The sequence below is a fragment of the Comamonas koreensis genome, assembly GCF_014076495.1.
Lineage (GTDB): Bacteria > Pseudomonadota > Gammaproteobacteria > Burkholderiales > Burkholderiaceae_C > Comamonas > Comamonas squillarum.
The window spans coordinates 1,092,728-1,112,274 of record NZ_CP043575.1 but is presented as its reverse complement, the minus strand read 5'-3'; the positions used below and the strand labels follow the sequence as shown (position 1 = coordinate 1,112,274).

At 65.1% G+C, this 19,547-nt stretch carries 14 protein-coding genes; 5 read left to right on the top strand and 9 right to left on the bottom strand.

The annotated features are described in order from the left end of the window. Nucleotides 1-30: 30 nt before the first annotated feature. Entirely contained in the window at nt 31-1,278 is a 1,248-nt protein-coding gene (gene urtA, locus F0Q04_RS04990; protein ID WP_021028658.1) for an urea ABC transporter substrate-binding protein, read from the bottom strand. A 315-nt stretch (nt 1,279-1,593) separates the two neighbouring features. Here urtA and F0Q04_RS04985 point away from each other — a divergent pair, with 315 nt between their 5' ends. The 3 genes from F0Q04_RS04985 (at nt 1,594) to F0Q04_RS04975 (ending at nt 7,213) form a co-directional block, all read left to right on the top strand. Continuing rightward, nucleotides 1,594-5,004, top strand: a complete 3,411-nt coding sequence (locus tag F0Q04_RS04985) for an ATP-binding protein (protein ID WP_182344787.1) — start codon at nt 1,594-1,596, stop codon at nt 5,002-5,004. 2 nt (nt 5,005-5,006) lie between these two features. Then, a complete protein-coding gene (locus F0Q04_RS04980) occupies nt 5,007-5,891 on the top strand; it encodes a response regulator (protein ID WP_116926169.1) in 885 nt (294 codons plus the stop codon). 344 nt (nt 5,892-6,235) lie between these two features. Further along, on the top strand, nt 6,236-7,213 hold the full coding sequence (locus F0Q04_RS04975; RefSeq protein ID WP_409935211.1) for a tripartite tricarboxylate transporter substrate-binding protein: 978 nt from the start codon (nt 6,236-6,238) through the stop codon (nt 7,211-7,213). Nucleotides 7,214-7,288: 75 nt separating this feature from the next. On the opposite strand, the gene F0Q04_RS04970 is transcribed toward F0Q04_RS04975, so the two are convergent. Continuing rightward, nucleotides 7,289-7,624, bottom strand: coding sequence for a DUF1840 domain-containing protein (locus F0Q04_RS04970; protein WP_116926167.1), 336 nt, complete (start codon nt 7,622-7,624; stop codon nt 7,289-7,291). A gap of 10 nt (nt 7,625-7,634) precedes the next feature. Continuing rightward, entirely contained in the window at nt 7,635-8,900 is a 1,266-nt protein-coding gene (locus tag F0Q04_RS04965) for a class I SAM-dependent methyltransferase (RefSeq protein ID WP_182344786.1), read from the bottom strand. A gap of 126 nt (nt 8,901-9,026) precedes the next feature. On the opposite strand from F0Q04_RS04965, the gene F0Q04_RS04960 reads away from it, so the two are divergent. Further along, on the top strand, nt 9,027-9,611 hold the full coding sequence (locus tag F0Q04_RS04960; protein ID WP_182344785.1) for a hypothetical protein: 585 nt from the start codon (nt 9,027-9,029) through the stop codon (nt 9,609-9,611). Here F0Q04_RS04960 and F0Q04_RS04955 read toward each other — a convergent pair. Together F0Q04_RS04955 and F0Q04_RS04950 are read right to left on the bottom strand one after the other, a co-directional pair. Continuing rightward, nucleotides 9,592-10,701 carry a M14 family metallopeptidase gene (locus F0Q04_RS04955; RefSeq protein ID WP_182344784.1) on the bottom strand — a complete coding sequence of 370 codons (1,110 nt, stop codon included), beginning with the start codon at nt 10,699-10,701 and terminating at the stop codon, nt 9,592-9,594. The genes F0Q04_RS04960 and F0Q04_RS04955 overlap by 20 nt on opposite strands. Next, entirely contained in the window at nt 10,698-12,791 is a 2,094-nt protein-coding gene (locus tag F0Q04_RS04950) for a molybdopterin-containing oxidoreductase family protein (RefSeq protein WP_182344782.1), read from the bottom strand. The genes F0Q04_RS04955 and F0Q04_RS04950 overlap by 4 nt, the downstream gene beginning before the upstream one ends. Nucleotides 12,792-13,055: 264 nt before the next feature. Here F0Q04_RS04950 and F0Q04_RS04945 point away from each other — a divergent pair, with 264 nt between their 5' ends. Further along, nucleotides 13,056-14,261, top strand: coding sequence for a M20 aminoacylase family protein (locus F0Q04_RS04945; protein WP_021028679.1), 1,206 nt, complete (start codon nt 13,056-13,058; stop codon nt 14,259-14,261). A 516-nt stretch (nt 14,262-14,777) separates the two neighbouring features. On the opposite strand, the gene F0Q04_RS04940 is transcribed toward F0Q04_RS04945, so the two are convergent. The 4 genes from F0Q04_RS04940 to hmgA all read right to left on the bottom strand — a co-directional run bounded on the left by F0Q04_RS04940 (nt 14,778) and on the right by hmgA (nt 19,428). Continuing rightward, nucleotides 14,778-15,479 carry a haloacid dehalogenase type II gene (locus F0Q04_RS04940; RefSeq protein ID WP_116926162.1) on the bottom strand — a complete coding sequence of 234 codons (702 nt, stop codon included), beginning with the start codon at nt 15,477-15,479 and terminating at the stop codon, nt 14,778-14,780. A gap of 210 nt (nt 15,480-15,689) precedes the next feature. Further along, nucleotides 15,690-16,661, bottom strand: a complete 972-nt coding sequence (locus F0Q04_RS04935) for a Bug family tripartite tricarboxylate transporter substrate binding protein (RefSeq protein ID WP_182344779.1) — start codon at nt 16,659-16,661, stop codon at nt 15,690-15,692. Nucleotides 16,662-16,768: 107 nt separating this feature from the next. Next, nucleotides 16,769-18,088, bottom strand: coding sequence for a fumarylacetoacetase (gene fahA, locus F0Q04_RS04930; RefSeq protein WP_182344777.1), 1,320 nt, complete (start codon nt 18,086-18,088; stop codon nt 16,769-16,771). Nucleotides 18,089-18,117: 29 nt separating this feature from the next. Next, nucleotides 18,118-19,428, bottom strand: a complete 1,311-nt coding sequence (gene hmgA, locus F0Q04_RS04925; protein WP_116926159.1) for a homogentisate 1,2-dioxygenase — start codon at nt 19,426-19,428, stop codon at nt 18,118-18,120. Nucleotides 19,429-19,547 lie beyond the last annotated feature (119 nt).

Sequence of the window (19,547 nt, the reverse complement as noted above, 5' to 3'; positions counted from 1 at the left end):
TTGCCTATGGCCCGCGCCGGAGGGGCAGCGTTATTGGTAGCCTTTAGGGAACGGATCAGGTTTGATCAACTCGGGCGACTCGGACACCACCTTGAAGGTCCCGTCCGGCAGGCCCTGCGCAATGCGCGACTTGCTCCAGAGGTGGTGGTTGGCGTCGATCTTCACGTAGCCTTCCGGGGCAGTGTTGAGCTCGATGCCCGGCGAGGCGGCCACGACCTTGTCGACATCGAAGCTGCCGGCCTTCTCGACAGCGGCCTTCCACAACCAGGGGCCCAGGTAACCGGCCTGGGTCACATCGCCGATGACCGACTTGGGGCCGTACTTGGCCTTGAAGGCCTCGACAAACTTCTTGTTGTTGGGGTTGTCCAGCGTCTGGAAGTACTTCATGCTCGAGTAGAAGCCGGCAAAGTTCTCGCCGCCAATGCCCAGCATTTCGTCCTCGGTCACCGACAGGGTCACCAGGAACTGCTTGTCACCGGTGATGCCTGCGGCCTTGAGCTGCTTGTAGAAGGCCACGTTGGAGCCGCCCACGACAGCGGCAAAGATCAGATCGGGCTTGGCCACCTTGATCTTGTTGATCAGCGAGTTGAAGTTGGTGTTGCTGAGCGGGTAGTACTCCTCGCCGACGACCTTGCCTTTCTGGAAGGTCTCGATGTGCTTGCGCGCAATCTTCATCGAGGTACGTGGCCAGATGTAGTCCGAGCCCACCAGGAACACCTTGGAGGCGTTCTTTTCCTTCTTGGCCCAGTCGAGGCTGTACAGAATCTGCTGGGTCGCTTCCTGGCCGGTGTAGATGACGTTCTTGCTCTGCTCCAGGCCTTCGTAGAAGGTGGGGTAGTAGAGCAGGCCGTTTTCCTTCTCGAAGACCGGCAGCACGGCCTTGCGCGAGGCCGAGGTCCAGCAGCCAAACACGGTGGCCACATGGTCGCTGATGAGCAGCTTCTTGGCCTTTTCAGCAAAGGTGGGCCAGTCGGAGGCGCCGTCTTCCTTGATCACGCGGATCTTGCGGCCCAGCACACCGCCCATCGCGTTGATCTGGTCAATGGCCAGTTGCTCGGCCTGGATGGAGCCGGTCTCGGAGATCGCCATCGTGCCGGTCGACGAGTGCAGCTGCCCGACCACCACCTCGGTGTCGGTCACCGCCAGCTTGGTGGTGTTGACCTGGGCGGTCGGCGGGGTCTGGGCGCGGGCCAGCATGGGCAGACCCGCCACACTGATGGCACCCAGGCCTTGCAAGAGACGGCGGCGGCGAAGCGACTGATGGAAATCCTGAGACATGCTTTTCTCCTCAAGTGGTTCAGCGGGCTGAACTGGTAACGGGTTGAAACCTGTAGCCACTCTAAAAGTGCGGCCGCCAAACACCCATACGTCATTTGACGTAGCCCCTGCGTAGCCACCGCAGGCTAAGCTTGCTCGCCCAACACACCTTGGGGTGCACCTCACCGGCCGCACCTCACCGGCCACGTCTCGGCGACCACACCTGGCCGGCTGCACTTGGCCGGCCACACCTCGCCGGCCGCACCAGCCTTGCCGTGGCCTGAATATTGCTTGGTCTGCGGATCCCTTGCCCCCAGCGCCTGTGCGCTGCCTGTGATGACCAAACCGTCCCAAAAGATCTTCCCGATCCGCCGCGAATACAACGCCTGGGTGGCCGACGAGACCATGGAGGACTACGCACTGCGCTATACGCCGCAAAAGGCCCGGCGCTGGAGCGAGTGGCAGCTGCTGAACACGGCGATGGGCGGGCTGTCCTTTCTGGCGCTGGAGGCCATTGGCGCGACCATCACCTTGGCCTATGGCTTTAGCAGCGCCGCCTGGGCCATTGCGGTGATGGGCATCGTCATTTTTCTGACAGCCTGGCCCATCTCGGTCTGCGCGGCGCGCTATGGGCTGGACATGGACCTGCTCACCCGGGGCGCCGGCTTTGGCTACCTGGGCTCGACCATCACCTCGCTGGTCTACGCCACCTTCACCTTTATCTTCTTTGCGCTGGAGGCGGCCATCATGGCGCTGGCGGTGCAGATGGCGCTGGGCTGGCCGCTGGTGGTCTGCTATGTGCTGTGCGCGCTGGTGGTGATCCCGATGGTGCTCTATGGCGTCACCTTCATCTCCAAGCTGCAGGCCTGGACCCAGCCGCTGTGGGCCGTGATGCTGCTGACCCCCTACCTGTGGCTGGCCTTCCAGCAGCCGCAGTTTGTGCAGGAGCTGCCGGGCCTGTCGGGCCTGACCTCGGGCAGCGCCGATTTCAACTGGCTGTATTTCGGCTCGGCCAGCACGGTGATCTTCGCGCTGATCGTGCAGGTGGGCGAGCAGGTCGATTACCTGCGCTTCATGCCGCGCAAGACGGCCTCCAACCGGGGCCGCTGGTGGTTTTGTGTGCTGATGGGCGGGCCCGGCTGGATTCTGCTGGGTGCGGCGCGCATGTTGGGCGGCGCCTACCTGGCCTATGTGGCGCTGCAGTTTGGCTCGACCGTGGCCGAGGCCTCGGACCCCACCCACCTCTACCTCACCGCCTTTGGCAAGATCGTGCAGGACCCGGGCGTCGCCCTCTGGATTACGCTGGTCTTCGTCATCATGGCGCAGATCAAGATCAATGTGACCAATGCCTATGCCGGGTCGCTCGCCTGGTCGAATGTGTTCTCGCGCCTCACCCGCAGCCACCCCGGCCGCGTCGTGTGGCTGGTCTTCAACGTGATGATTGCGATGCTGATCATGACCCTGGGCGTGTTCAGTGCGCTGGAGAAGGTGCTGGGCATCTACAGCAATATCGCAGTCGCCTGGGTTGGCGCGCTGGTGGCCGATCTGGTCATCAACAAGCCGCTGGGCCTGAGCCCGACGGGCACCGAGTTCCGCCGCGCCTACCTGCACGACCTCAACCCGGTCGGCCTGGGCGCCATGGGCATTGCCGCGCTGGCCGCCGGCATTGCCTATAGTGGCCTGCTGGGCGAGCTGGCCAGCGCCTTTGCGCCCTATATTGCGCTGGCCATTGCGCTTTTGGTATCGCCGCTGCTGGCCTGGGCCACCGGCGGGCGCTGGTATATCGCCCGCCAGCCCGAGCAGTTCGAGGCTGCGCAGCTGCAGTGCGCTGTCTGCCAGAACCAGTTCGAGCGCGCCGACATGGCCGGCTGCCCCGCCTATGGCGCGCCGATCTGCTCGCTGTGCTGCTCGCTCGATTCGCGCTGCCACGACCGCTGCAAGCCCAGCACGGCGCGGGCCCAGGTGCAGTGGCGCAGCCTCTACGAGAGCCTGCTGCCCCAGCGCATCCAGCGCAGCATCAACTTTCGGCTCGCGTCCTATGCGGGCACGGTGCTGCTGCTGACCAGCCCCATGGCGCTGGCCTTGTTCGTGGTCTATATGCAGCAAAGCCTCTCGCCCGGGCAGACGGATTTGCGCTGGGCCTTTGTGCGCGCGTTCTCGCTGCTGGCGCTGCTGTGCGCGCTCTACGCCTGGTGGCTGGTGCTGGCCAAGGACAGCCGGCGCATGGCGCGCGAGGAGTCCGAGCGCCAGACGCAGATGCTGATGCAGGAGATCGAGGCCCACCAGCGCACCGATGCCCAGCTGCAGGCCGCCAAGGAGCATGCCGAGGCGGCCAACCAGGCCAAGTCACGCTATGTGGCCGGCATGGCCCATGAGCTGCGCACGCCGCTGACCAGCATCCTGGGCTATGCCCAGCTGCTGCTGCGGCGCAGCGACCTGCCCGGCCCCGCGCACGAAAACATCAGCACCATGCTGCACAGCGGCCAGCACATGCATTCGCTGATCGACGAGTTGCTGGACCTGGCACGCATCGAGGCCGGGCGCCTGCGGCTGGACCCGGCGCCGCTGCAGTTCCCCGAGTTTCTCGAAGCGGTCAACCGCATGGTGCGGCCGCAGGCCCAGGCCAAGGGCCTGCAGTTCGAGCTGCAGACGCAAGGCCGCATTCCCGCCTGGGTGCGGGCGGATGCCAAGCGCCTGCGCCAGATTCTGATCAACCTGCTGGGCAATGCCATCCGCTTTACCGACAGTGGCAGCATCCGCCTGCAGGTGGACTGCCACAGCGATGTGGTGCGCTTTGACATCCGCGACACGGGCATCGGCATCGCGCCGCAGGACCATGAGCGCATCTTCATGCCCTTTGAGCGGGGCAGTGCCGGGCGCCGCGCCGCCAGCACCGGCACCGGCCTGGGCCTGACCATCACCCGCATGCTGACCTTGCTGATGGGCGGGGAGCTGAGCCTGCAAAGCACGCCCGGCCAGGGCAGCACGTTCTCGGTGCGCCTGTACCTGAGCGAGGTGCACAACCCGCCGCGCGCACTGGCCGGCCAGCCCCAGGCCCGCCCCTTTATCGGCGGCTACCTGGGCCCGCGCAGAACCCTGCTGCTGGTCGATGACCAGCCCATCCACCGCCAGCTGATCGCCGGCGTGCTGATCCCGCTGGGCTTTACCGTGCTGGAGGCGGCCAGCGGCCAGGAATGCCTGGAGGTCATCCGCGACACGCCACCCGACGCCCTGTTGCTGGACCTGAGCATGGACGACCTGAGCGGCTGGCAGACCGCTGCGCTGGTGCGCCAGCAGTACAGCGCCATGCACCTGCCCATCGTCATTGTCTCGGCCGACCTGTTCGAGAACCAGCCCGAGCAGCTCGAGCGCGCCGGCTGCCAGGCCTTTGTCGGCAAACCGGTGTTGGAGTCCGAGCTGATGGACACGCTGGCCTGGCTGCTGAAGCTCGAATGGATAGAAGACATGGCCGCTGGCTCGGCTGGCTCGGCTGGCTCTGCGACCACGGCCCCCGCAGCGCCGCCACCGGCGCCGCAGGAGCCGCCCCTGCCGCCGGATCTGCAGTCGGACATCACGCGCCTGGCGCGCTTTGGCGATGGCGCCGGCCTGCGCAAACTGCTGGCGGACGCCCAGGCCAGCCACCCCCAATCGCGCGGCACGCTGCAGGCCCTCGATGCCGCTGCCCAGCGTTTTGACTTTCCCCTCATTCTGGAGAGCCTCGGGCCTGCAGGGCCTGCGGACCACTGACCATGCCCACTTTCACGCCCCATGCCGGTGTTGTTCTCGTCGTGGACGATGCCGTCGAGACCCTGGGATTTCTCTGCGACGCGCTCAGTCAGCAGGACTACACCGTGCTGGTCGCCCGCAATGCAGCCGAGGCGCTGGAGCGCCTGGAGATCGCCACGCCGGACGCCGTACTGCTCGACTGCGTGATGCCCGGCGAGAGCGGCTTTTCGCTGTGCCGCAAGATCAAGGCCCACCCGGCCTGGGCCCATGTGCCGGTCATTTTCATGACCGGGCTGTCGGAGACCGACCATATCGTCGAAGGCTTTGCCTGCGGCGGCGTGGACTATGTCGTCAAACCGCTAAAGCTGCCCGAGGTGCTCGCGCGCCTGGCCCGCCATATGCACAACGCCCATGTGGGCCGCATGGCCCAGGCCGCGGTCGATGTGGCCGGCATGGGCGTGGTGGTGCTCGACCGCCAGGGGCGCCTGGCCTGGCGCTCGCCGCAAGCAGCGCTGTGGCTGGAACAGGCCTTTGGCGCCAGCGCGGCAGCGGCAACGGCCTGGTTGCAGTCAGCCTGGGAAACCGCCGCCCAGCACCCGCTGGGCAGCGGCAGCCTGCTGGCCCAGTCGGTGGGCGAGGTGGGCATTGGCGAGCGCATGCTGGTGCTGCGCCTGGGCCATGAGGGCCTGCGCGCCAGCACCCAGCGCCTGCAGGATGCAGCGCTGACGCCGCGCGAGACGGAGGTACTGGGCTGGCTGGCCAAGGGCAAGACCAACCGCGACATTGCGCAGATCCTGGGCATGAGCCCGCGCACCGTCAACAAGCACCTGGAGCATGTGTTTGAAAAGCTGGGCGTGGAGACCCGCGCGGCGGCGGCAGCCATCGTCAGCGGGTCGCTGAGCGCGTAAGCGGGGTGAAAGCCATAGGAAGGCTACGGATATTGCTTGGCTTGGAAGCCCCTGGTTGCGGGCCAAACGGCTTGCGCCAGCGCAAATAAATGTCCATCACTGCCTCTGGTCGCACGACATTTCGCCCAAGGCTTACGACATTTCAACTATCAATATTGATAGCATCTATCACAAACCGTGGTTGAGCCGGGCGGCCATTTGGCTTTAAGTTCGCAAAAAAAACCTTTGTCAAAAACTCGAAACACTCAGGAAAAACAAGGGTTTACCTTAGAAAAAACCCCAGTCTGTTCTCGTTAGGATGGCAGTCTTTTTCCCCTCAAGAGAGACAAGCCGTTATGAACAAGATGATGCAATGGACTGCACTGGCCCTGGCGGCCGCTACCGCCACCGGCGCCTATGCTGACGCCTCCTACCCCAACAAGCCCATCACCATCGTCGTGCCGTTCACCGCTGGCGGCCCGACCGACCGCGTGGCACGCGACCTGGCCGAGGCGCTGCGCAAGCCCCTCAATGGCGTGACCGTGGTCATCGACAATGCCGACGGCGCAGGCAGCACCATCGGCATGGCCAAGGCCGCACGTGCCAAACCAGACGGCTACACCCTGCTGCTCAACCACATCGGCGTGGCCACGGCCCCCATCCTCTACCGCAAGCTGTCCTTCGATGTGACCAAGGACTTCGAATACCTGGGCATCATCAACGACGTGCCGATGACGCTGATCGGCAAGCCCACCCTGGCGCCGAACAACTACAAGGAACTGGCCGCCTACCTGAACAAGGAAAAGGACAAGGTCAACCTGGCCAATGCCGGTATCGGTTCTGCCTCGCACCTGTGCGGCCTGCTGCTGCAAAGCACCTTGAAGATCCCGCTGACCGCCGTGCCGTACAAGGGCGCCGCACCGGCCATTGCCGACCTGATGGGAAACCAGGTCGATGTGCTGTGCGACCAGACCACCAACACCACCGGCCAGATCGAGGGCAAGAAGGTCAAGGCCTATGCGGTGACGACTTCCAAGCGCCTGACCACGCCATCGCTCAAGGACCTGCCGACCTTGCAGGAAGAAGGCCTCAAGGGCTTTGAAGTGACGATCTGGCACGGCCTGTACGCGCCCAAGGGCACGCCGGCCGACATCCTGAAGAAGGTCAACGACGCGCTGAAGGTGGCCCTGAAGGACCCCGAGTTCATCAAGAAGTCCGAGAACCTGAGCGCCGTGGTCGCTACCGACCAGCGCATCACACCCGAAGGCCACAAGGCCTTTGTGCAGGCCGAGATCGCCAAGTGGACGCCTATCATCAAGGCTGCTGGCACCTTCGCCGACTGATCTTCAGCCTCCATGCAAAAAGACTGCCTCGGCAGTCTTTTTTTCGTTGGACGCGGCGCGTTGCTACTGTGCGTATCAACCGCCCCAGACCACATCGGCCTGCTCAGCCGCGCTGCGGCGCAGCATCTCGATAAAGGGCACCGCCCGCTGCTTGAGGCCGACGCTTGCCTTCACATCCTGGCCATCGGCGTCTTCGGGGTCCTGGTCCAGATCCTGGGTTTTGGCCGCCTGCGCGCGCTCGTCTTCAGCCGCCACGGCGGCCTGCAGCGCCGCAATGGCCTGCGGAATCTGGTCGGTGGTGATGATGCCGCGTGGCGAGGCGTCCTTGCCGATGATCTGCAGCACCTTGCGGGCATCGGGCTCGAGCATGATCATGTCTGCAGTGGCCTGCGATTTGAATTTGAATAGCACGGTGCGCTCCTTATCGATACATATAGTCCCGGGTGAACGGGTATTGTGATTGTGCACCAGGCATGGTCCCTGTCGTCATCGATCTATCGGGCATGACAGCCAGCATCTGGTGCAGCGCCACCCAGCTGTGCTCAAAACCGGTGGCGCAACCGGCCAGGTAGAGGCGGTAGGCGCGCAAGGTCTTGGCCGCCTGCGCGGGGTTGCCCTTGTGCGAGAGGATGGCCAGCGCCTCATCGAGCTGCGCCTCCAGCGCATCGGACCAGGCCCACAAGGTCTTGGCGTAATGGGGGCGCAGGTTGTCGGTGTCCACCATCTCCCAGCCGGCATGGGCCATCTCTTCGAGCACGGCGCTGACATGGATCAGCTCGCCGCCAGGGAAGATGTATTTCTCGATGAAATCGCCCATGCCCGCGCCCAGCTGTTCGTTGTCGGTGCCGCCAGCGGTGATGCCGTGGTTCATCAGCAAACCGCCGGGCTTGATCAGGCGCTTGAGCACGCTGAAGTACTCCTGCATATGCGCGCGGCCCACATGCTCGAACATGCCCACCGAAGCGATCTTGTCAAAGGGCTGGTCCACCTGCAGTTGGCGGTAGTCGGTCAGCAGCATCCGGACCCGGCCCTGCAGGCCTTTTTGTTCGATCAGCCGGTTGACATAGGCATGCTGGTTCTTCGACAAGGTGATGCCCGTGCCCTCGATGCCGTAGTGCTCGGCTGCCCACAAGAGCAGACCGCCCCAGCCGGCGCCCACATCCAGAAAACGTTCGCCGGGCTGCAGCCGCAGCTTGCGGCAGATCAGATCGAGCTTGGCCTCCTGCGCCTGCGCCAGGCTGTAGCCGGGCTCGGCATAGTAGGCGCAGGAGTAGACGCGGCGCGGGTCCAGCCACAGGCCGTAGAAGTCGTCCGAGACGTCGTAGTGGAACTGGATCTGCTCGGAATCCTTGGTCAAGGTATGGAGCGCTGCCGAGCGGGAGCGCGCCAGCAGCCGGCTCCACCAGGTCGAGCGCGCGGCCACCGGGTCGGCGGGCATCAAGGCCACCGCTGCGGCCATGGCATCGCGCATCGTGCCTTCGATCTCGACATGGCCCTCGACGATGGCCGCGCCGACCACCCCCACATCGCCCGCCGCCAGCGAGGCCAGCGCCGCCGCATTGTGGCAGCGGATACGCACTTGCGCCTGGTCCGGTGGACCGATCCATCCGCCCTGGGGCATGGAGATGGCAACCGACACTGGCAAACCCGCCAGCTTCTCTTCGAGCTTGGACTGCAGGATATTCATGGCACTTATTGTGTGGCGCCGCTTCGCGCCGTCAATGGCATTTGTCTGACACACCTACTGACAGCATATGTATAAAAGATACAGCGAGCAGCGCCGATCAAGCGCGCTTAGCATTGCCCAGCGACCATGTCCACATCCCTGCCCTCCGACCCGACCATCCCTTCAAACCCCGCGATTTTGCAGGGTTTGGCCGCGCTGCAAGCGCGCTTTCCAGACCAGGAATGGGTGGTGCTGCAAGCCGACCCGGATGCCTGCCATGTCTGGCGCCTGGCGCCGCAAAACGCGTCACCTATCCGACACGATCTGCCACTGGGCTATGGCCAATTGGCAACACAGTACCTGAGCCGCCCACCCGTGGGCGCCGGCCAGGTGGAGCAGGTGATTGAGCTGGTCGAGGACCAGATCATGCCGCTGACCCGCAGCTGGCCAGCGCCGGGGCCCCAGCTGGCTTTGCTGTGCCGCGCGCCGGACATGGCAGCCCTCGCGGCGCAGCTGCCCGAGCCGCAAGCTGCCCTGCAGACGACCGACGCCATCGAGCAGCTGTTCAACCGCTATGCCCACCAGATGATGGGCGGCAGCCGCAGCGGCCTGCAGCTGGCGCCGGCGCAGGCGGCGCTGTTGGTCTTGCTGCGCGAATGCCTGCACCACTGGGGCTGCCAGCAGGTCGCGGTGCAGGACGCTCAGCTGGAGATCAGCGCGCCTCGCGGCTGAGCCCATCGACGGTCTGGAACAGCGCCTGCCGCGCCTGGCTGATGATCTGCCCCTTCCAGGCCACGCTCTCGTCGTAGAACGCTTCGCGCATCTGCTGGTGGATAGCGGCTTGCTGGTCTGCCGGCGCCTCGGGGTGCTGGTGCAGCCAGTGGTCGGCACGCAAGGCATCCAAGGTGGCATGCACCGGCAGCACGCCGTACTCCAGGGCCATGCCGGTAAAGGCCGCCTGCGGGCATTCCTGCGCCACGCTGTTCCACAGCAAGCCGGTCAGCGGCGGCGACGAGGAGCTGCCGTCATCGATCGAGGTAACTGGCGTGGCGCCGGCGCCATCCCACCAGCGGCGCGCCCGCGCCAGCATGACCGCATCGCCGGGCGGGCCGGTAAAGATACGCTCGCCATAGCCATTAGGGCCCAGGCCGGTGTGCACATCGATCCAGGCAATCTGGCGTGCCGCTTGGCCGTGCTGGCGCAGCACCTGGCGCAGGGTCTGGTTGCTCCAGGTGGGGGCCTGGCCGCCAAAGAACACGCCCTGCGGATGGCGGTACTGGCCCTGGGCCACAGCGGCCTGCCAGGCCTTGAGGCCATGTGCGTCGATAAAGTCCTGCATCGCCTGCTGCACCTGGGCCGTGGGCGGCCACTGGGCCGGCACGATCACGTCGTGCAGCTGGTCATAGGCCGGGTTGCCCGGCAGCGGCTGGGAGAAATCGACAAAGTTGCGGTTCAGGTCGACGTTCTCCTGCGTCACACGCCGGCCGTAGGAAAAGCCATGGGGATTGAGCGCATGCACATAGAGCACGGCCACGCCGGCACTGCGCGCCTTGTCCAGCCACTCGGCATCGCGCAGCGCATAGACCTGCACGCCGCTGCCGCAATAGCCTTCGATGCCATGGCAGGCACTGCTGAGGATCAGCAGCTGGTCGGCATCGGCCGGGCCATCGCGGGCCACATCCATGGCCAGCGCTTCGCCCTCTACCCCGGTCAACGGATGGGACTGAGACTGCAGCGCCATTCCGGCCGAGGCGGCAGCCTCGAGAAACTGCTGGCGTGCTGCAGCATAGCTGGCTGAAAAGGCTTGTTCTACGGCGCTCATGCGGCGATTCCTTCATGGCTGATGTCGGCATTGACCATGCGCTCGACCTGCACCGCACAGTCATAAAAGGACGGTGCGCGTCCGATATCGGTCAGTTGCTGGTGGGTCAGCTCATTGACGTTGGTGCCATTGGGCCCATCCTTGCGCCACCAGATGCCCAGCCCCACCACGACGCCGGGCCGGGCGCGGCCGTTGATGTTGGCATGGCAGACATGCTCGCCCCGGTTGTTAAACACGCGCACCAGATCGCTATCGGCAATCTCTCGGCTTTGCGCATCGCTGGGGTGCATCTCCAGCATCGGGCGCACTTCGGCACTGCGCAGCTGGCGCACGTTGACGAAGGTGGAGTTGAGAAAATTGCGCGCCGGCGGCGAGATCATCGCCAGCGGGTGGCTGGCCGTGGGCAGCTCATGGTTGGGCAGGTAGTCGGGCAAGGGGTTGATGCCCATGGCCTCCAGCGCCGCGCTGTGGAACTCGCACTTGCCCGAGGGCGTCGCAAAGCCGCCCTCGGCAAAAGGGGCGTCGGGCAGGTCCTGCGCGACAAAGCCCTGGTCCAGCAGCTGCTCGAACGGGATGCGCGTGGGATCGACCGCCTGGCGGCACAGCTCCTCGTCGCTGTCGGCAAAATGCGGCGCGGCAAAGGCGCTGTCGTAGCGCGCCATTTGGGCTGCCAGGTCGCGGAAGATCTGGGCATTGCTGCGCGCCTGGCCCAGCGGCGCAATGGCCGGGCGGTTGAGCAGCACATCGGTGTGGCCGTAGCTGGTGTGGATGTCCCAGTGCTCGAGCTGGCTGGTGGCGGGCAGCACATAGTCGGCATAGTCGGCCGTGTCGGTCATGAAGTGCTCCAGCACCACGGTGAACAGGTCCTCACGCGCAAAGCCCTGGACCACCTTGGCCGAATCGGGGGCGACGGCTACCGGGTTGCTGTTGTAGCAGAGGAGCGCTGCAATCTGCGGGCCGAACTCAGCACTGGCGGGCTTGAGCAACGCATCGCCAATCGTGCTCATGTTGATGGTGCGGGGCTGGCGCGCGCCCAAGAGCGCCGGCATCTGCAGCGCCCCCCGGCGTGCCGGGGCTGACGAGGAGCTCGACAGCAGCAGGCCGCCTGCGCGGTGGCGCCAGGCGCCCACGAGCGCTGGCAGGCAGGCGACCGCGCGCACGGCATTGCCGCCGCCGCGCGTGCGCTGCATGCCGTAGTTGAGGCGAATGGCCGCCAGCTCGGTCGTGCCGTAGTCGCGCGCCAGGCTGCGGATCTGCGCGGCATCAATGCCGCAGACCTGGGCGGCACGCTCGGGTGGCCACTGCAAGGCACGCTCCTTCAGCGCATCCCAGCCCAGCGTGTGCTGGGCGATGTAGTCGTGGTCCAGCCAGTCGTGGGTGATCAGCTCATGCATCAGTGCCAGCGCCAGCGCCGCGTCGGTGCCGGGCAGCAGCTGCAGGTGCTCATGGCATTTGTCGGCGGTCTCGCTCTTGCGCGGATCGATGCAGACCAGCTTGGCGCCATGGCGCTTGGCCTCCATCGCATAGCGCCAGAAATGCAGGTTGCTGCCAATGCTGTTGCTGCCCCAAATCAGGATCAGCCGGCTCTCGGCAAAGAACTGCACCCGCATGCCCAGCTTGCCGCCATAGGTGTGCAGCAAGGCCTCGGACCCCGCGCTGGCGCAGATGGTGCGGTCCAGCAGCGAGGCGCCCAGCTGGTGGAAAAAGCGCCGGTCCATGCTCTCGCCCTGCACCAGGCCCATGGTGCCGGCATAGCTGTAGGGCAGGATGGCCTGCGGATCGGTTTGCGCAATGCGGTGCAGCCGTTCGCTGATATCGGCCAGCGCCTCGTCCCAGCCCACCGGCTGGAACTGGCCGCTGCCCTTGGGCCCCACCCGCTTCATCGGCTGCAGCACCCGGTCGGCATGGTAGCTGCGCTCGGTGTATTTGCTCACCTTGGCGCAGAGCACGCCGCCGGTATGCCCATGCGCGGGGTTGCCGCTGACCTTGGTGGCCACGCCATCGACCACCGTGGTGACCAGCGAGCAGGTGTCGGGGCAGTCATGGGGGCAGGCCCCCAAAACGGTAGTGGTGGCAGCGGAAGTGGTCATGGCAGTGGCGGCGCCCAGAAGGGCGCAAAATCGGGGGGAGAGTTGTGCTGCACATGGTAGCGCCAGATGGCAGGGGCTGGGGTCGCGTGCAGCACGTTTTTGAGCGGGGCCCAGGCCCAGGCCCAGGGTTATTCCCAAGACATTTCAGCGCAGGGGCGCCCGGCTTTGCTGCACCATAGAGGGCTTGGCACGCCGCCCGCCAACACCTTGGCCCCCCAGGCGCCGCCAGACAGATACACCCCCATGTAGCCAACAGGATTTTCCATGAAGCTGATTGATTCCATCGTGGCCGAAGCGGCCAGCATCGCCCAGATCCGCAAAGACATCCACGCCCACCCGGAGCTGTGCTTTGAAGAGGTGCGCACGGCCGATCTGGTGGCAGCCAAGCTGACGGAATGGGGCATTCCGATCCACCGCGGCCTGGGAACCACCGGCGTGGTCGGCATCGTGCACGGCAAGGACGGCGGCGCCAGCGGCCAGGCCGTGGGCCTGCGCGCCGATATCGATGCGCTGCCGATGCAGGAGTCCAACACCTTTGACCACGCCAGCCGCCATGCCGGCAAGATGCACGCCTGCGGCCATGACGGCCACACCGCCATGCTGCTGGCCGCTGCCAAGCATTTCTCCAAGTTCCGCGATTTTGACGGCACGGTCTACCTGATCTTCCAGCCCGCCGAAGAAGGCGGTGGCGGCGCGCGCGAGATGATCAAGGACGGCCTGTTCGAGAAATTCCCGATGCAGGCGGTGTTTGGCATGCACAACTGGCCCGGCATGGCTGCCGGCAATATGGCCGTGAGCCCCGGCCCGGTGATGGCCTCCAGCAACGACTTCAAGATCACCATCACCGGCAAGGGCGGCCACGGCGCGATGCCGCACATGGGCAACGACCCCGTGCCCATCGCCTGCCAGATTGTGACCGCCTTCCAGACCATCATCACCCGCAACAAGAAGCCGCTCGATACCGGCGTGATCTCCGTGACCATGATCCACGGCGGTGAAGCCAACAACGTCATCCCCGACCGCGTGGAGCTGCAAGGCACGGTGCGCACCTTCCGCACCGAAGTGCTGGACCTGATCGAGTCACGCATGCGCCAGGTGGCCGAAGGCTGCTGCGCGATGAACAACGCCCAGTGCGAGTTCCACTTCAACCGCAACTACCCCGCCACCGTCAACAGCGCTCCCGAAGCCGAGTTCGCCCGCCAGGTGATGGTCGACATCATCGGCGCCGATAAGGTGAAAGCGCAAGAGCCCACGATGGGCGCCGAAGACTTCTCCTTCATGCTGCAAGCCAAGCCCGGCGCCTACTGCTTTATCGCCAACGGCGAAGGCGACCACCGCGCCATCGGCCACGGCGGCGGCCCCTGCACCCTGCACAACCCCAGCTACGACTTCAACGACGACCTGATCCCCCTGGGCGCCACCTACTGGGTAGAGCTGGCCACCAAGTGGCTGGCCCAAGCGAAGAAATAAGCGAAGCAAAGCAAGCAAAAAGCGCCCGAGGACACCCCGGGCGCTTTTTGCATTCGACACCCCATGTGCAACAGCCAACTCCAAAATCTGCACACCCGCCCCGGTATGCCGGAGCGGGCCCAAGAAGCAAGCGCAGCGCCCACGCCACCACCCCAACGCCGAGATAGGGCTTGAGACGAGGCGTCGCAGGCGCAGACAGTACGCCTGTACGGCAAGCCTGCGCAACGAAGGATCAGGCCCTATATCGGCGCCTCCGCAGGACTAACAGCCCAAAACTCAAAAACTCAGAACAGCGCCAGCCCAAGCATCAGATGAAATGAAACAGTCCGCCGGAGCGGGCTCAAGAAGCAAGCGCAACGCCCAACCCCACCACCCCAACGCCGAGATAGGGCTTGAGACGAGGCGTCGCAGGCGCAGACAGTACGTCTGTACGGCAAGCCTGCGCAACGAAGGATCAGGCCCTATATCGGCGCCCCCGCACGATTAACAGTCCAAACTCCAAAACAGCACAAGAACTCAACACCCCAACTGATCCGCCAGATCCAACAAATCACGACAGTGGTAGGTGTTGTCGGGTTGGGGGGTCACATCTTTGGGCTGGTTGGCTCCATACTCCAGCGGCCGTTCAACATAAGCCGTCTGCAACCCACACTGACGCGCCGCCGCCAAATCACTGTGATGCGCAGCGACCAGCATCACGGAAGCAGCCTCCACCCCAAAAACATCCGCCACACCCAGATAAGCCCGGGGATCGGGCTTGTAAGCCTGAAACACTTCGGCCGACAACACGCAATCCCAAGGCAGCCCGGCGTTTTTGGCCATGTGGGTGAGCAAGGCAATATTGCCGTTGGACAGCGGCGTAATGACAAAGCGGCTTTTGAGCCGCTGCAGGCCGGCAACGGCATCCGGCCAGGGCGCCAGCCGGTGCCAGACCCGGTTCAGGTCGGCACGCTCGGCCTCGGGCATGTCGCCCAGCCCAAACTGCGGCAGGATGCCGTCCAGAATGCGGCGGTGCAGCGCATCCATGCGCGTCCAGCCCAGCTGGCCCTGGCGCACCAGGTCCATCGCGGGCTGGTAGCCCTTGCGCCAGGCCAGTGCAAAGGCATCGCCATCCACCTGGGGGTAGCGGGCGGCCATTTCGCGCGCGATGCTGCCGTGCCAGTCCACCACGGTGCCAAATACGTCAAACGCCAGAATCTGGGGGTGCGCTACAGCCATGGGTGGGTTTCCAACAAAGAAAAAACACGGCCGAACATGCGCCAGCACGGGCAGGCGCCCTATCGCGAAGGTGTCAGCCGAGGGTTCTTTGAGAGCGCAGGCACAAAAAAAGCGCGATGTCTAGGACATCGCGCTTGGTGACTTAACTTTTTTAACCCGAATGGTTAACCAACTGGCGCTTCGATTTTAACGCAATTCGACAATTTTTAACTAATCTAATTGAATATTGTTGGTTTTTATCACGGGGCCGAGTTTGTTACGCTCGGACACGAGGAATTTGTCCATCTCGCTGCGGCTCGTCGGCGTCACTTCCAGTCCCATGTCTTCGAGGCGCTTGACGACGGCCGGGTCCTTCAACGTGGCCTGAAGCTGCTCGCTCAAGCGGTTCACCCGGTCCTCAGGCGTAGCCTTGGGGACGACCAGGCCCTGCCAGGCATAGGCCTCAAAGCCCTTGACACCCTGCTCGTCGAGGGTAGGCACGTCCGGAAACACCTTGGAGCGCTGCGGCGTCGCAATGCCGATGGCGCGCAGCTTGCCCGCCTGGATGTTCTGGAAGCCGGCGACCGAGTCGACAAACATGAAGGGCACCTGGCCGCCCAGGACATCCTGCACCGCAGGCGCCGCGCCCTTGTAAGGCACATGCACCAGGCTCAGCTTGACCTGCTCCTTGAAAATCTCGGTCGCCAGGTGGTGGGGCGAGCCGGCGCCGGGCGTTGCATAGCTGACGCCACCCTGCTGCGCCTTGGCCCAGGCAGTGAATTCGGCCAGGTTCTTGATCGGCAGCTTGGGGTTGACGACGAGGATCAGCGGAAAGCGCACCAGCATGCCCACCGCCGCAAAGTCCTTCTCAGCGCTGTAACTGAGCTTTTGGTACAGGTAGGCATTGGCCGCCAAGGTGCCGGTGTCGCCCGTCAGCAAGGTGTAACCATCGGGCTTGGCACGGGCGGCGTAATCGGCACCAATGTTGGTGGCCGCGCCAGGCTTATTGAGGATGATGATCGACTGGCCCAGGGCCTTGGCCATTGGCTCGGCCACCACGCGGGCGACCACATCGGAGCCGCCGCCTGCCGCATAGGGCACGACCCATTCAATGGGACGCTCGGGGTAGGCGGCATGGCCAAGAGCGGGCAAGGCCAGCGCGGCGGCAGCCAGTAGCTGGCGCAGGGAAAAAGGGGTGGGCATGGTGTTGTCTCCTGTCAGTAATCTTTGTTGTCTCAGCTGCGCGGGGCTACGGGCGCCGCCGGGGCCTGATGGCATTGTCCACCTGCCCCCAGCCCCTCACCTGTCGCTTACAGCGTACGCGCCGGCAGCATCTGGCCTTCGCAAGGGCCAAATCCGATGCGGGCAGCACCGGGCCGTTCGCACCAGCCGCGCAGCATCACGGCGTCGCCGTCTTCCAGCCAGGTGCGGGTCTCGCCATTGGGGAGGGTCAGCGGCTGCTTGCCGCCCACGGTCAGCTCGATCAGCGCGGCGGCCTGGTCCAGGCTCGGGCCGGACAAGGTGCCGGTGCCCAGCAGGTCACCGGGCTGCAGGTTGCAGCCGTTGACGGTGTGGTGGGCGACCAGCTGCGCCACGGTCCAGTAGGCATGGCGGTAGTTGGACTGGGTGATCTGCACCGCTGGCTGGCCGGCGGCGCGCATCTTGGACGTCTGCAGGTCCACGGCCAGCGCGATGTCGAAAGCGCCGGCATCGCGGTTGTGGGCGCTGTCCATATAGGGCAGCGGCTGCGGATCGCCTTCGGGGCGCGCAAAGGCGACGCGGTAGGGGGCCAGCGCCTCCAGGGTCACCACCCAGGGCGAGAGGGTCGAGGCAAAGTTCTTCGACAGAAACGGGCCCAGCGGTTGGTATTCCCAGGGCTGGATGTCGCGCGCCGACCAGTCATTGAGCAGGCACAGGCCAAACACATGGTCCTCGGCCTCGCCGATGCTGACGGGCTCGCCCAGCGCATTGGCTTGGCCCATGAAGATGCCCATTTCCAGCTCGATGTCCATGCGCGCGCTGGCCTTGACCGTCGGCACCGCGGCATCGGGCGCCTTGGTCTGGCCCACCGGGCGCTTGAACGGCGTGCCCGAGACCACGATGCTCGACGAGCGGCCATGGTAGCCAATGGGCACCCACTGGTAGTTGGGCAGCAAGGGGTTGTCCGGGCGGAACTGCTTGCCGATATTGGTCGCGTGGTGGATGGAGGTGTAGAAGTCGGTGTAGTCGCCAATCCGCGCGGGCAGGTTGTACTCGGCCTGCGCTTGCGGCACCAGGAAGCCCTGCCACTGCGCCTGCTCGGCCGCGCCCACGCGCAGGCCGCGCGACAGCGCCAGGCGCAGTGCGCTCCAGGCCTGGGGGCCCAGCGCCATCAAGGCGTTGAGCGAAGCCTGCGCACCCGCCTCGGCGGCGCGCTGCGCATCACCCGTCAGACTGCCGCTGGCGGCCAGCGCCTGCAGGTCGACAATCTGGTCGCCAATGGCGACGCCGCCGCGCCAGGCCTCTTGGCTGCCTTGGCGGCGAAAGCTGGCAAAGGGCAGGTTCTGCAGCGGAAAATCGCTGCCAGCGGCCTGGGCGCTAGGAACCCAGCTTTGCAGCGCGGGGTCATGGGTTTCGTTGAGCAGGGTCATGCTTGATGTCTCCAAGTGGGGGAATCGCCTCAGGCTTTGCGCTGGGGCTTGAAATGCTTTTGCAGCCCTTGCCAGCAGCGGTAGTACTCATGCTGCAGCTGCACCGTCTCCAGCGCGTAGGCGGTGGGCTGGATAACGGCCGGGGTCTCGAACATAAAGGCCATCGTGTTGTCGATGTAGTGCGGCTTGTGCGTGTCGGCCTGGCTGGCTTTGTCGAAGGTATCGGCATCGGGCCCGTGGCCGCTCATGCAGTTGTGCAAGGAGGCGCCGCCGGGCACAAAGCCCTCGGCCTTGGCGTCGTAGGCGCCCTCGATCAGGCCCATGAACTCGCTGGCGAAATTGCGGTGGAACCAGGGCGGACGGAAGGTGTCCTGCGCCACCAGCACGCGCGGCGGGAAGATGACAAAGTCCAGCGCATCCACGCCGGGCAGCGCGGTGGGCGATTGCAGCACCAGAAAGATCGACGGATCGGGGTGGTCGTAGCTGATCGAGCCGATCGTGTTGAAGCGGCGCAAATCGTATTTGTAGGGCGCGTAGTTGCCATGCCAGGCCACCACATCGAGGGGCGAGTGGCCGATGTGCGCCGACCAGAAGTGGCCGCGCAGCTTGGCCACCAGCTCGAAGTCGCCCTCCTTGTCCTCGTAGGCGGCGACCGGCGTCTGGAAATCACGCGGGTTGGCCAGGCCGTTGGAGCCGATCACGCCCAGGTCGGGCAGCTTGAGCAGCTCGCCGTAGTTCTCGCAGATATAGCCGCGCGCCGTACCGTCGAGCAGGGTGACGGCAAAACGCACCCCCCGGGGAACCACGCAGATCTCTTGCGGCTCCACCTCCAAGGTTCCCAGCTCGGTGGCAATCTGCAGCCGCCCTTGCTGGGGCACGATCAGCAGCTCGCCATCGGCGTTGTAGAAGTAGCGCCCCTCCATGCTGCGGTTGGCCGCATACAGATGGATGCCGCAGGCGGCATTGCCGGCCATGCTGACGATGCCCTGCAGAAAATCGCAGGGCGCATCGGGCAGTGGCAGCGGATCCCAACGCAGCTGGTTGGGCGGCGTGGGCACCTCGTCAAAGCCGCCAGTGACATGGCTTTGCCAGCGCGGCAGGGCCAGCGGCGCAAAGGGCTCATGCATGGCGCCGGGGCGGATGCGGTAGAGCCAGCTGCGGCGGTTGCTGTGGCGCGGCGCAGTAAAGGCCGTGCCCGACAGCTGCTCGGCATACAGGCCCAGCGGCGCGACCTGTGGCGAATTGCGCCCCACAGGCAGCGCGCCCGGCTCGGCCTCGGTCGCCCATTCGTTGGCAAAACCTGTCATATAGTGCCGGGGCTCGGCGTTCAAACTGCGCATGCATGTCTCCTTTCAGTCGTTGTTGGGGCGGGTGTGCCGGCCGTGCAGACCTGGCGGTGAAGCGATCACTAGGAATCCCTAGGGAAAATACTGGACGTGGGCGTGCCCTGGGCGCTTCC